Source organism: Microbulbifer maximicatervae (SeqCode) (genome assembly GCF_056232625.1).
In genome coordinates this window covers 1,825,031-1,838,012 of sequence record NZ_CP174324.1, presented here as the reverse complement: position 1 = coordinate 1,838,012, position 12,982 = coordinate 1,825,031, and the positions used below count along the sequence as shown (strand labels likewise).

12 protein-coding genes are annotated in these 12,982 nt (G+C 51.1%); 8 read left to right on the top strand and 4 right to left on the bottom strand.

The genetic code is table 11. From position 1 onward, the window contains the following. The first annotated feature begins 99 nt into the window (after positions 1 to 99). The gene (locus tag ACJJI6_RS07970) at positions 100 to 819 is read left to right on the top strand and encodes a hypothetical protein (protein WP_282933270.1); all 720 of its coding nucleotides are present in this window, start codon (positions 100 to 102) and stop codon (positions 817 to 819) included. Positions 820 to 888: 69 nt separating this feature from the next. On the opposite strand, the gene ACJJI6_RS07965 is transcribed toward ACJJI6_RS07970, so the two are convergent. After that, positions 889 to 1,098 (bottom strand): helix-turn-helix domain-containing protein, encoded by a 210-nt coding sequence (locus ACJJI6_RS07965; protein ID WP_282933269.1) that lies wholly within the window; start codon positions 1,096 to 1,098, stop codon positions 889 to 891. Positions 1,099 to 1,338: 240 nt separating this feature from the next. Here ACJJI6_RS07965 and ACJJI6_RS07960 point away from each other — a divergent pair, with 240 nt between their 5' ends. After that, complete coding sequence (locus ACJJI6_RS07960; protein WP_444894211.1) at positions 1,339 to 2,040, top strand: SIMPL domain-containing protein; 702 nt, start codon at positions 1,339 to 1,341, stop codon at positions 2,038 to 2,040. A gap of 176 nt (positions 2,041 to 2,216) precedes the next feature. Here the strand turns inward: ACJJI6_RS07960 and ACJJI6_RS07955 are convergent, their stop codons facing one another. Beyond that, a complete protein-coding gene (locus ACJJI6_RS07955; protein WP_282933267.1) occupies positions 2,217 to 2,705 on the bottom strand; it encodes an Lrp/AsnC family transcriptional regulator in 489 nt (162 codons plus the stop codon). Between the two features lie 637 nt (positions 2,706 to 3,342). Between ACJJI6_RS07955 and ACJJI6_RS07950 the strand changes: the two genes are divergently transcribed. Next, positions 3,343 to 6,855, top strand: coding sequence for an indolepyruvate ferredoxin oxidoreductase family protein (locus ACJJI6_RS07950; protein ID WP_475713072.1), 3,513 nt, complete (start codon positions 3,343 to 3,345; stop codon positions 6,853 to 6,855). A 24-nt stretch (positions 6,856 to 6,879) separates the two neighbouring features. Here ACJJI6_RS07950 and ACJJI6_RS07945 read toward each other — a convergent pair whose 3' ends face one another. Both ACJJI6_RS07945 and ACJJI6_RS07940 read right to left on the bottom strand, forming a co-directional pair. Beyond that, a complete protein-coding gene (locus ACJJI6_RS07945) occupies positions 6,880 to 7,551 on the bottom strand; it encodes a ChrR family anti-sigma-E factor (protein ID WP_444896826.1) in 672 nt (223 codons plus the stop codon). A 7-nt stretch (positions 7,552 to 7,558) separates the two neighbouring features. Further along, positions 7,559 to 8,173 carry a sigma-70 family RNA polymerase sigma factor gene (locus ACJJI6_RS07940; RefSeq protein ID WP_475713071.1) on the bottom strand — a complete coding sequence of 205 codons (615 nt, stop codon included), beginning with the start codon at positions 8,171 to 8,173 and terminating at the stop codon, positions 7,559 to 7,561. Between the two features lie 254 nt (positions 8,174 to 8,427). On the opposite strand from ACJJI6_RS07940, the gene ACJJI6_RS07935 reads away from it, so the two are divergent. From ACJJI6_RS07935 to ACJJI6_RS07915, 5 genes are read left to right on the top strand one after another with little or no spacing between them, the layout of a single operon-like run. Beyond that, on the top strand, positions 8,428 to 8,856 hold the full coding sequence (locus tag ACJJI6_RS07935; protein ID WP_475713070.1) for a nuclear transport factor 2 family protein: 429 nt from the start codon (positions 8,428 to 8,430) through the stop codon (positions 8,854 to 8,856). Then, a complete protein-coding gene (locus ACJJI6_RS07930) occupies positions 8,857 to 9,636 on the top strand; it encodes an SDR family NAD(P)-dependent oxidoreductase (protein WP_475713069.1) in 780 nt (259 codons plus the stop codon). Further along, positions 9,636 to 10,886 (top strand): NAD(P)/FAD-dependent oxidoreductase, encoded by a 1,251-nt coding sequence (locus ACJJI6_RS07925; RefSeq protein WP_475713068.1) that lies wholly within the window; start codon positions 9,636 to 9,638, stop codon positions 10,884 to 10,886. The genes ACJJI6_RS07930 and ACJJI6_RS07925 overlap by 1 nt, the downstream gene beginning before the upstream one ends. A gap of 13 nt (positions 10,887 to 10,899) precedes the next feature. Next, positions 10,900 to 11,697: a DUF1365 domain-containing protein gene (locus ACJJI6_RS07920; protein ID WP_475713067.1), complete on the top strand. Its 798-nt coding sequence runs from the start codon at positions 10,900 to 10,902 to the stop codon at positions 11,695 to 11,697. Continuing rightward, positions 11,694 to 12,962, top strand: coding sequence for a class I SAM-dependent methyltransferase (locus tag ACJJI6_RS07915; protein WP_475713066.1), 1,269 nt, complete (start codon positions 11,694 to 11,696; stop codon positions 12,960 to 12,962). Before ACJJI6_RS07920 ends, ACJJI6_RS07915 begins: the two co-directional genes overlap by 4 nt. Positions 12,963 to 12,982: the final 20 nt, after the last annotated feature.

The following is a 12,982-nucleotide window of genomic DNA, read 5'->3' as shown; positions in this document are numbered from 1 at the left end:
GATTAGCCCGAATTAACAGGTAACTATATAGCCACCTGTTACCTTGTGATAACGTTATATCTCACCTAATTTCGAAAGGGATTCCCGATGAATATATGTATGAAAGTGCTACTACTGGCTGCCTTATTCACTCTGGGTGGCTGTGCCTCATATACTACTCCTGGAGGCTCGGTGCATCTGAGTGAGCTGGCGGATGCCGATATCAATGAATTGATGTCTAAAGAGCCAGCAACGCCATTCCCTGCAAATATCTCGATTGCCCGAGTTCAGGCATCAGGGTACCAATCTTACCGGCTCAATAGCTTTGGCACAGGTCGCTATAGTGTTGTTACGACTCGGGAGGTGGAGACTGAGGGGGATTTTCTTCGTTTATCGCAGCTACCGGCAGTATCCAATGTAGCGCCGCTTAATAAAATCCTTCTGCCGACTAATCTAGACTCAGTACGGTCACTTCGGGAGGCTTCGGCGCGGCTAAAAGCTGATATTTTGCTGGTGTATACTTTTGATACTTCTTTTCATGCCGGTGAGCAGAAATTTGCACCACTCAATGTTATCTCCCTGGGTTTTTTAAAGAACAAGGAGGTAAAGGTAACAACCACAGTCTCGGCAGCATTTTTTGATGTCCGCACCGAGTATCTGTTCGGTATTTCTGAAGCCACAGCAACAGACAGTACGAGTGCTAGTGTTTGGAGTACCTCGGATGCGGTTGATGATTTACGGGTTGCGACAGAGAAAGCCGCGTTTCAGGACTTACTGCCAGAAATTGAGAAGGCCTGGGCGGGTATTCTGGCTCAGTACGCGAATTTTACCTTGGAGTGAATGGCTTGCTTCACTACTGAGAGAGGTTAAACCGGGTGTTAGAGAGCCCAATGGGCTCTCGTAATAATCTTACTCGTCTGGTTTAAACTCAAGAATATCGCCAGGCTGACACTCAAGTGCTTCACAGGTTGCCGCCAAAGTATCAAACCTTACTCCTTTCACTTTGCCGCGCTTCAATAGGGATAAGTTGGCTTCGGTGATTCCAATCTGAGCCGCCAGTGATTTCGAGCTGACTTTACGTTTAACCAGCATAACGTCCAAATTGACAATAATTGCCATGCTGAATAAACTCTTTGTTTTCTTGGTCAATTTGTTTTGCGGCGCGAAAGATATAAAGAATGCTCACCAAAACAAATAGAGTAAATATCCTGCCTATATCAAACTCAATGAGCAAAGTAAGCTCATTGCCGTGCAAGTGGGATAGGTAGCTAATCCATTTATGTAACCTGTGTACCTAGTCGGGCATCGTGGAGTGCGGGCCTACCCCAATTACGAGACAATATTGAGCAAGGGATAAGAATGAATAAAGTAGCCGCACTAATAATACTGTCTATGTTAGGCTCATTCTCTATTGCTGAAGAAAGAATTATTGCTGTTGAAGGCTCGGGAGTGGTCGAGGCTGTGCCTGATCTTATTCGTATTGGGTACAACGTATTCAGTCTGAGTAAGAACGATCCATCTGAAGCCAAGGCAAAGGTTGATGAGATTTCATCGTTGTCAGTGCAATCACTGTTAAAACTTGGTATTGCCGAAAAAGACATAACATCCTCTTCACTGAATATCGAAACAGCTGAAGATTATAATGATAATGGAAATGCCTTTATCATAGGTCATTTGGTGCGTAGGAATATTGATATCGTCATCCGAGATGTCAGCCTTTACGGTGAGGTAATCCAAGCCCTGGTAGATAGTCATGTATCAGAAATAGATAGCATAAAACCAGATGTATCTAACTATGAAGAGTTAAAGCGAGAGGCTTTGGCTAATGCGGCTCAATCAGCAAAATCTAACGCTGAGTTCTTGGCCAAGCAGTTTGGGGCTGAATTAGATAAGGTGCACCAAATAGGCAAGCAGAATATACGTCGCCAGTACAGCCTCGAAGAAGTCGTAGTAACTGGCAGCAAAAGACGTGCCTCAAATATAAAAAGCACACAGTACGAGTTCAAGCCAGGCAATGTAAAAGTATCATCGGAGATTTACGTCGAGTTTCAGCTCAAGTAAAGCTCTCGAGAAGGACTGCCGTACTGGTAGTCCTTGTGGTGCCCTATCGAGAGGGGGCATAAAGCTAAGATAACGCTCCTTAAACTGTTATCTTTTCTCAATAGCTTGAGATGGTAGCTTTATGACCGTGACGTAATCAACAAAAGGCAGTTGCAGTTGATTCGATTAGCAGAAAGTTAATTTTGGCTTTCCAGCAACTGATCCAGCGGCAACTCAGTGCGGTAACGCACCTGCTTTAAAGAGAAGCTGCTTTTAATATGATCGATGCCTGGGAGTTCAGTGAGTTTTTTATCCAGGAATTCCTGATAAGCCTGCAAATTGGGTACAACAACTCGCAGCAGGTAGTCGAAATCACCGGTCATCAGGTAGCACTCCATCACTTCCGGCCATTGGCCGATAACCGATTCGAAGTCCTGCAACTCTTTTTTCACTTGGTGGTTAAGAGTAACCTGGATAAATACACTTACCGGTAACCCAACCTTTTCCGGTTCAAGCAGGGTAACTGCGCGTTTTATAAACCCTTGCTCGTTTAGATTTTTAACCCGCCGTGAACAGGGGGAGGGTGAGAGGCAGACTTTTTCTGCAAGCTCAATATTTGGAATGGTGGCATCCTGTTGAAGGATTTCCAGAATTTTCTTGTCGATGGCATCCAGTAAATAGGCCATGGTTATATTCCGTATCTCATCTCTCTGAACGTACGCCGGTATCGCCGGCTGCTAATCATCAACCTGCCAGTGAATCTTTGCTTCCCAGCGTTCTCCGGTAAATTGTGTGCATTGCGTACATGGTTTTTTTTGGTTTGTTATGGCAGTAGCTTCCTATACTGCGCATCTTTTGTGAGACCTTCTCGTTTTTTATTAATTTCCCGCTTATGGGTACGTTGCCCAACCGGTTGATACTGGTTAGCTGTAAACGGACGGAAACTGATATCCCCTGATCAGTTCCAGGCTATGCCTCTCAAAAAGCAGAACCTTTGGCGCTTATTTAGTCACACAGAGTGTGAAGGCCAGAGGCGAGCACCATAAGAGGGCATGTCCTTTCCGTTGTATCCCCCAAAATACTTCATTTTGAGTGATTTGTTGCCAGTAGCTGGTCATCTTTAGCGAGTTATGGCGGCATTATGCCTGAGTTGGGCCAATTTTGGTATGACCTGCTCTGCCGGGCAGTGTTAATTTTAGCGCTATTAAACAGCTCTGGTCTGTTCTGCTGTAACTCGGGAGATGCCGCGAATATTTTTGCGACATGTTACTGGCGTCGAGAACCGGAGTGATGAAAGCAATAAAGATAAAATAGGTGGTACCCATGGCAATGGTCGAAGGCGATCAGGAATTGGGCTTTGATAGCGAGTATTCGCTGAAAGCGGCTTTTACCCGTGAATCTGGCCGTGTATTCCTGACCGGAATTGACGCCCTGGTTCGTTTGCCCTTAATGCAAAAGCGCATGGACGAGCTGGCGGGCCTCAATACAGCTGGCTTTGTTTCCGGTTATCGCGGTTCCCCATTGGGCGGTTACGACCAGGCCCTGTGGCGGCACAAGAAGCTATTGGCCGAGCGGGAAATCCATTTTGAGCCGGGCATTAATGAAGACCTGGGGGCGACCAATATTTGGGGCACCCAGTTGCTGGATCACTATCGCCAGCAGGCAACGAAAGACGGCGTCTTTTCTATTTGGTATGGCAAGGGCCACGGTGTAGATCGCACCGCAGATGTTTTCCGCCAAGCCAATATTCAGGGCACCTCAAAACTAGGTGGTGTTTTGGCGTTGTGTGGGGATGACCACACTGCAGAATCCTCCATGTTTTCCCACAATACCGACCAGATTTTTGAGTCGGTAATGATGCCGCTGATATTTCCGTCCTCCATTGATGAGTACCTGACCCTGGGCCTCGCGGGCATTGCCTTATCCCGTTTTTCGGGCTTGTGGGTGGGTTTTAAGGCAATTACTGAAACTGTAGAGGCCGGTGCTTCCTTGATTGTGCCGGAGTTGCCCCAGTTTACAATTCCAGCTGACTTCCCAATCCCGCCACACGGCCTGAACTACGATCCCCACCTGAATTGGCCTGCCGAGCGCCTTGAATATGAGCGCCGTATGCTGGAGGAGCGTTTGCCTGCAGCCAAGGCATTCGCCTATGCCAACCGCCTGGATAAAACCACCCACAGTGCGGAGCGAAAACGCTTCGGCATTGTAACGGTGGGTAAGGCCCACGGTGATTTGCTTGAGGCCTTGAAACTGCTCAACTTATCAGAGTCAGATCTGAACTCAGCCGGCATCTCCATCTATAAAGTGGCGATGTCCTGGCCGCTGGAGCCTAGGGGCATCAGCGAGTTCGCCAAGGGCATGGAGCGCTTGCTAGTAGTCGAGGAGAAGCGTCCCCTGGTGGAGGATCAGCTGAAAAACCTGCTCTACGGCTGGGAAGATAGTTATCGTCCGAAGGTAGTCGGTAAGAAAGACTTGGATGGCAAGGATCTGTTGCCGGCAGTGTGGGGCTTTGGCCCGGATCAGGTGGCCAAGGCCATTGCCCGCTGGCTGGTGGATACTGAACTGGCGGCACAGCTGATTCCCCTGGCAGAAAAACTGGGGGGCAATGTCGCTGCAAAGGCTCAGGGCTTGTTGGCTCGTGAACCCATTTTCTGTGCAGGTTGTCCTCATAACACTTCCACCAAATTGCCGGAAGGCAGTTTGGGGAGTGCCGGTATTGGCTGTCATATTATGGCTTTGGGTAAAGGTCTGCGCACCGATACCTATTCCCATATGGGAGGCGAGGGCGCCCAATGGGTAGGACTGCACCGTTTCTCCAGCGCCGAGCATATTTTCCAGAATATGGGCGATGGAACCTACAACCACTCCGGGCTATTGGCCATTCGCCAGGCCGTGGCGAGCCAGGTGAATATCACCTACAAAATTCTTCTGAACGATGCGGTGGCCATGACCGGTGGCCAACCCGCCGATGGCGAAGTTAATGCTCCCTCCCTGGCTGCACAGTTGCTGGCCGAGGGGGTTGGTACGGTTATTCTTTTGACCGAGAACCCCGACCACTGGCGTGAACACCGCAGCCAACTGCCCACTGCCGTAGAAGTTCTTCCCCGCACTGAGCTGGACGCCGTGCAGCGTCGCCTGCGGGAAACTGCCGGAGTGACGGCGATTATTTATGAGCAGGTCTGTGCGGCCGAGAAACGCCGCCGCCGCAAGAAAAAACAGATGGTCGACCCATCCCAGCGACTGTTGATCAACCACCGGGTCTGCGAAGGCTGTGGCGATTGCAGTGTGCAGTCCAGCTGTATTGCCGTGGAGCCGCTGGAAACCCCGTTGGGACGCAAGCGTCAGATCAATCAGTCCAGCTGCAACAAGGATATGCGCTGTGCCGATGGTTTCTGCCCGAGCTTTGTCACTGTGGAAGGGGGAGAACTGAAAAAGCCCCCGGTGCAATCCCTGGCGGATGCCCTGGACGTGGCTATTGCCGGATTACCTTCTGCGCCGGTCGCGCCTCTGGCCCAGCCCCTCAGTATTTTGGTGGCCGGCATTGGTGGCAGTGGTGTGCTTACCGTGGCGGCACTGTTGGGCATGGCGGCGCACCTGGAAGAGAAGGGCAGTACAACTTTGTACTTTACTGGTCTCTCACAAAAAAATGGTGCCGTTGTGGCTCATGTAAAAGTGGGAGAAAACCCCGAGGCGATTACCACCGCTCGTATTCGCGATGGCGCGGCGCAGTTGTTATTGGGCTGCGATATGGTCACCGCCGCTGGCCAGCGGACCAAATTTGCCACCGGCGAAATGCGTGCCCTGGTAAATACTGCTGAAGTACCGGTGGCTGCCTTTGTTCGCGACAACGAGCTGGCATTCCCCGCCGATGCGACCCAACAGAGTATTGAGTCCCTGTGTGCGGAGTATTTTGCCTTTGATGCGAATAAATATGCCCAGGCACTGTTTGGCGATACCGTAGCCAGTAACTTGATGATTATGGGTTTTGCCTGCCAGAAAGGACTGCTGCCAATCGGTGAAGCGGCCTTGGAACGGGCCATTGAGCTAAATGGTGTGGCAGTAGAGAACAACCTGCGCGCTTTCCGCGCGGGCCGTTTGCTGGCGGAAAACCCTAAAGCGATCGAGCAATTGGCAGTGCCGGCCAAGCCGGTGAAATTGGTGGAGCCTGAGGAGTCAGTGGAGCAGTTGCTGGAGCGATTGGCGGCAGAGCTTCGCGACTATCAAAGCCCGGCCTATGCAGCAGAATTCCTTCGCCATATAGAGGCGCTGCGCAAAGCAGAATCCTCACTGCCAGCTGCTCGGGGCGATCTTACCCGTATGGGTGCGCGCAGCCTTTATAAAGCGATGGCTTATAAAGATGAGTACGAAGTGGCGCGCCTCTACACCGGTGAAGATTTCAAGCGACAGTTACGTGAGACATTCAGTGGCGACTACACCCTGAAATTCCATATGGCGCCGCCGCTTCTTGCTCGCCCCGATAGCAGTGGTCGCGTGCGCAAAATGCAGTTTGGCCCTTGGATGGGCAAGCTGATGCCGCTGTTGGCTAAGGGTAAAGTTCTTCGCGGTACTGCACTGGATGTCTTCGGTTACACCCAGGAGCGCCGTGCTGAACGGCGCTGGGCCCAACAGGTGGCCAAAGCAGTTGATAGCGTGGCCGCGCATCTGTCCGGCGAAAACCTGTCAGAGGCACAAGAGCTGCTCGAAATCCCCCTTCAAGTGCGTGGCTATGGCCATGTGCGCGAGGAAAAATTCGCGGCGGTCAGCGATCGTTGGGATGAGCTTTCTGCAGTATTTGTGGACGGGGAGCAAGAGCCGACTTCTCTGGCGGCGTCCTAGACGCCGCAGCTCTTTTAATCGGTGTCAGCCCGGACGAAACGGGATAAGGCGGTTTAGCAACCAGCCGCTGACACCGGTAATCGCCACCGGTGCCTGTACTGCAGAGAAGCACAGGCACTCTTGATCTTCTGTGACCGTCGGGCGGTGCACGTCGCCGGGTTCCCGCAACAGAAAGTCCCCTGGACTATAAACACCATCGCTATCAGAGAAGCTGCCGTACAGAACCAGGGTGAGTTCGTAGCCCCGGTGATCGTGCTCTGCAACTTTGCCGCCACAACTCAGGCGATGAAAGCTCACTTCATATTGATCCTGCCCGGTTTTTAGTCGACACATTTTTAGGGCGGGCGCGATAGTTTTCCATTTGATCGGGGGATTTTTTTCCAGCAGCTTGTGCACGACTGGCGGCGCATCCGCCAGCATGGGCTCTGTGGATTTGGATCTCTCGGGAGCCACTTGTTGCGCCGGTTTAGCTGCCTGATCAATACGTCCCATCAGGCGTTGGAAAGCCTCATCGTTTACGGCCTGTGGTGCACAGGACTCCAGAATGGAGCCACCCAGGGTGTTCATGGTTCGATATTGAGCTCGACACTCGGCACACATTTGTATATGGGCGGAAACGACCAGGCTGGCGCCTTTGGGCAGGCTGCCGGAAGCGTATTCAAGGAGTAAATTTTTATCGGGGTGGTGGCGAATCATACTAAACCTACTTGGCCAACCTCGCTTGTAACTTCTTTAGGGCCAGTCGCACGCGGGACTTTACCGTGCCCAATGGTAATTCCAGCTCCTTGGATATCTCACTGTGGGATTTTCCCTCCATATACGCCTTTTCCAAGACGTGGCTCTGTTCTGCTGGCAGGCTGTGTAGGCCTTCCGCAACTTCCTTTTCGTTGCGTCTTCTCTGTAGAAATATCAACGGTTGGTGTTCGGGGGTTTCATCCCAAACATCCATGGCTTCAATAATCTCGGCGTTTTGATGACGCCCGTTGCGGCGCAACATGTCGATACGAGTGTTGCGCATAATGGTGAATATCCAGGTGCTGGCAGAAGCCTTACTGGCATCGAAGCTGGGGGCCTTGCGCCAGACTTTAAACAGGGTTTCCTGAACTAGCTCATCGGCGGCTTCAGCGCTAATTGCCTGAGTGGTGCGGCTGTGATGGAAACCCTTAATTAGTGGGGCAAAGTGGTGAAAGAGCTGCTCAAAGGACAGGCGATCACGCTCCGCACCGACTCGCGTCAGCAGGGCACTCCAGTCCTGGTCCTCTCTTTGTGGCAGTTTCACCGGGCCTATTTCACTTTTTGCTTGGGGGCTATGCGCCATGTTAACGGTCTTTCTGTCGTTGTCGATACTCACGCAATCAAGCATGTCTGGAAATTAGAGTTGGGAGCTGTTGTGGTACATCCGTGTACCACATTCTGCAACAGACTCTCAGGGGGAGACTTCCAAGTTGTCTGATAACTACTTACGCAGAGAGGGCATAACTGGATCACTCTGTCCTACCTTTTATTGAGCGGTGATCCACCCGATGGGGTGTGGCGTATTTATCTGCAGCTAGAACAGTAAGGAATCCGATGATGAGCGCGTTGATTGAGGAGCTAGAGGAGTACTACAAAGACTTCCTGATGCAGGAAACTGGCAGCCTTGGATCACTATATAGCGACGATGTCATTTTTTGTGACCCGTTGCATCGGATAGAGGGACTGCCTGCTTTAAAGAGTTACTTTTCGGGAATGAGCAGGGGGCTTACCCAGTGCCGCTTCCAATTTGATGATCTGCCGGTGGTGGGCGAGGGCAGCGCCTGCCTTTCGTGGACTATGCACTACCGACACCAATCACTCAAAGGTGGACGCCCATTACAACTTCGTGGCTGTAGCCTGTTGCGTTACACCGATAAGATTCACTACCACGAGGACTTTTACGATATGGGTGCCATGGTCTACGAGCAGGTGCCGGTATTGGGCTCCTGCATAGGTTTTATCAAGTCGCGAATGGAGCGCAACTAAGTGTCCCAGGGGATTCGCGATAAAACCATCTGGATCACAGGTGCTAGCTCGGGTATTGGGCGCGCGCTCACATTGCGCCTGGTGGAACAGAATAATTTTGTGATTGCCAGCAGTCGCAGGCTGGATGCGCTGACAGAGTTACAGAACATAGCCCCCAGTCGCCTTAGGGTTTTGGACTGTGATCTTAGTGATGATGCGGTGATGCCGGGTGTTGCTCGGCGATTAGCGGACTTCACAGATCACCTGGATATGGTGATTGCTTGCGCTGGTACCTGTGAATATGACGACGACCTTCAATTGGATGTCACCATGTACCGGCGGGTTTTTGATGGCAACTTCTTTGCCTTGGTGAATACCTTGAAGTCCGCGCAGCCACTGTTAACCGCAAGCCGGTCTCCGGTATTTGCTGCACTCGGCAGCCTCTCGTCAGTGGTAGCTTTTCCCCGCGCCGAAGCCTATGGCAGTTCCAAAGCGGCGGTAGCCTATTTTCTGGAGTCGGTGCGCGCCGATACCAGCCTTACTCCACTTCGAGTGGTCCACATTCGCCCGGGGTTTGTTGACACCCGCCTTACCCAGCGCAATGACTTTGACATGCCTTTTTTAATGACTCCAGAGCAGGCCGCCGAGCGCATTGAACAGGGGCTCTGTGGTGTTGGGCATACAGTCGATTTTCCCAAACGGCTCAGTTGGCCTCTGCGGTTTCTGGGTTTTTTTAGCTCAATCTGGTTCCGTTTTTGCGTACCTAAAATGACAAGAATCCGCACACTAAGGAAGAATTGATGCGAATCGCTATTGTTGGCAGCGGCATTGCCGGTCTTACTGCCGCTTATCTGTTGAACCGAAAGTACGATGTCACCCTGTTTGAAGCACAGGCGCGCCTGGGAGGGCATACCGCTACGGTTGATATTGACGAGAGGGGACGCCGGTTAGCAGTGGATACTGGCTTTATTGTTTACAATGACTGGACCTATCCGAATTTTATTCGTTTGCTTAAGGAGCTGGGAGTTCAATCCCAACCCACCTCCATGGGCTTTAGTGTGCGTTGCGATCAGGAGGGGTTTGAATATGCGGGTAACAATCTCAACAGCCTGTTTGCACAGCGCTCGAACATCGTAAGCGCCGGGCACTGGCGTATGCTCTGGGACATTGTGCGCTTTAACCGCAATGCCCTCCGCGACTGGCAGGAGGGGAGGCTGAGCGAGACATTGACCCTGGGTGAGTATCTACCTGCGAACGGTTACTCCGCAGAGTTCGCCAATCGCTATTTGGTACCAATGGGCTCTGCTATCTGGTCTGCCAGTGTGGCGCAAATGCTCGAGTTTTCTGTCAGTTTCTTTGTCCGCTTCTTTGTCAATCACGGCCTGCTCAACCTGGTGCGTCGCCCGCAGTGGCGAGTGATCAAGGGCGGGTCGCGTGAATATATTGATCCGTTAATGCAATCTTTCGCAGATAAAATTCGCTTATCTACGCCCATTGAGGCGGTGCAGCGCTGCAGGGAAGGTGTGAATGTTCGCACTGCTGCAGGGGAAAATTTGGAGTTTGATGCCGTTGTTTTCGCTTGCCACTCCGATCAGGCCCTTCAATGTTTGACCGACCCCAGCGGCAGTGAGCAAAAAATCCTGGGGGCTATACCCTATGCAAAAAATGCCGTGGTCCTGCATACAGACAGCACCTTGCTACCCCGTCACCGTCGCAGTTGGTCGAGTTGGAATTACCAATTGCGCAGTGAACAGGATGCACTGCCTGTTTTGACATACAACATGAATATACTTCAGGGCTTGAATACCGAGAAAACCTATTGTGTCACCCTGAATGCCGAAGAGCTTATCGATCCCACGTCTGTGCTCGGTCGTTTTGAATACTCCCATCCCCAGTTCTCTGTGGCCGGAGCACGAGCGCAACAGCAGTGGGATAGTATTAATGGTGTTAACCGCACCTGGTTCTGCGGTGCATATTGGGCAAATGGATTTCATGAAGACGGTGTAACGAGTGCGTTGCGAGTGGCTCGGGGGTTGGGTGTTGACTGGTAAGGAGACCGGTATCATGGAAAGTGCGATTTATACCGGGTGGTTGGAGCACCGGCGCTTTGCGCCCAGAGCTCACCAGTTTCGCTACCAGGTTTTTATGATGTACGTCGATCTGGCAGAGGTGGAAGCCATTTGCCAGCTCTCACCTCTTTGGTCCTCCCAGCAGCGGGCACCTGCGAGATTTTGTCGCAGTGATTTTTTTGGCGATGAATCCCTCAGCCTTGATAAGGCGGTTCGACAGCGGGTGGAGGAGGAAGTGGGAGAGCAGCCTGTGGGACCAATTCGCTTGCTGGCCAATTGGCGCTACTTTGGCTACAACATGAATCCACTCAGTGTTTACTATTGTTTCGATGCTGATGGCCAGAATGTGGATTGGCTGCTCCTGGATGTACACAACACACCCTGGAAAGAGCGTCACAGCTATGTTTTGGATTGCCGTAATAATACCAAGTTGCAAAAAGCGACCTTCGCAAAAACGTTTCATGTCTCGCCTTTTATGCCCATGGCCCAAGGGTATCGATGGAGGGGGACAAAACCTGGAGAAAAGCTGACAGCTTACCTGCAAAATTTTGATGAGAGTGCCGAGGATACAGAAGATGGCACTCGCCCAATGTTTGATGCAACCCTGAGTTTACGGCGTTGCGAAATTAGCGGCCGATCGCTTAATTCAATATTGATCCAGTACCCCTTGATGACCGTAAAAGTTATAGCCGCCATTTATTGGCAGGCACTGAAATTATGGGTCAAGCGTATCCCGGTATTTTCGCACCCTCGCGACGACGCCGAGGTTCAGGCAGGAGATAAACAACTATGAGAGCAGTTCAGGAAGTTGATCAGGCTTCGTCGTCAAAATCAGAAGTATCGGCACAGTCCTGGCTCGTTCGCCTGGCCCGCAAGCTGGTGTTGGAAAAACTCAAGGGTATTGATCGTGGCCACTTGCTAATTGAAGAGGGGGAGCAGTGTTACCACTTTGGCCAGAGGCCAGAAGAAGCAGAGATCTCGGCACATATTTGCGTACACGATCCATCCAGCTATATACAGGTGCTTTTAAACGGAACCATTGGTTCTGGAGAAGCCTTTATGCAGGGCGCCTGGACCTCAACCAATACCGTGGACCTGATTCGCCTGATGGTGGACAACATGGAATTGGTGGAAGGTATCGATAGCCATTGGAGCTATTTACCTCGATTAGGCCTGCGCTGGTTACATCAATTAAATGCGAATAACCGCAATGGCTCACGTAAGAATATTTCTGCACACTATGACCTGGGCAATGAATTTTTCCGGTTGTTTTTGGACAGGACCATGCTGTATTCATCTGCGGTCTACCCGTCTGAAAACGCAACCCTATTTGAAGCCTCTAATCACAAACTGGAACTGATCTGCCGAAAGCTAAAGTTAAAACCCTCCGATCACCTCCTTGAGATTGGTACTGGGTGGGGGGGAATGGCCGTTCATGCTGCCAAGTACTATGGCTGTAAAGTAACAACCACTACTATTTCCCAAGAGCAATATGACTATGCCCGTCAATGGGTGAAGCATGAGGGTTTAGAGGGGCAGATAACCCTTTTATTACAGGACTATCGGGACCTGAAAGGTCAGTACGATAAAATTGTATCGATTGAAATGGTGGAGGCAGTAGGGCACGAATTTCACAAGACTTTCTTCGCTGGTTGTAGCGAATTACTCAAAGACGATGGCTTGATGGTGATGCAGGCAATCACCATTCGCGACCAGCGCTACCACGAGTATCGTAAAGAGGTCGACTTCATTCAGCGATATATCTTCCCTGGTGGCTGCCTGCCGTCTAATCAGGTTATCGCGGACCATATTGCCAATTCAACCGATATGCAGATTGTTGGGCTCGAAGACATCACCGCCCATTACGCCCGCACATTAAGTGACTGGCGCAAAGCATTTCTTGAGCGAATTTCCAAAGTGCGCGAGTTAGGTTTTGATGAGCGCTTTATCCGTATGTGGGAATTCTATTTATGCTATTGCGAAGGGGGATTTTTGCAACGAGTGATTGGTACCGCCCAATTTGTGTTCGCTAAACCTCGGTTTCTGGGCAGGTTCTAAACTTCTCAAGTTAATCTTGT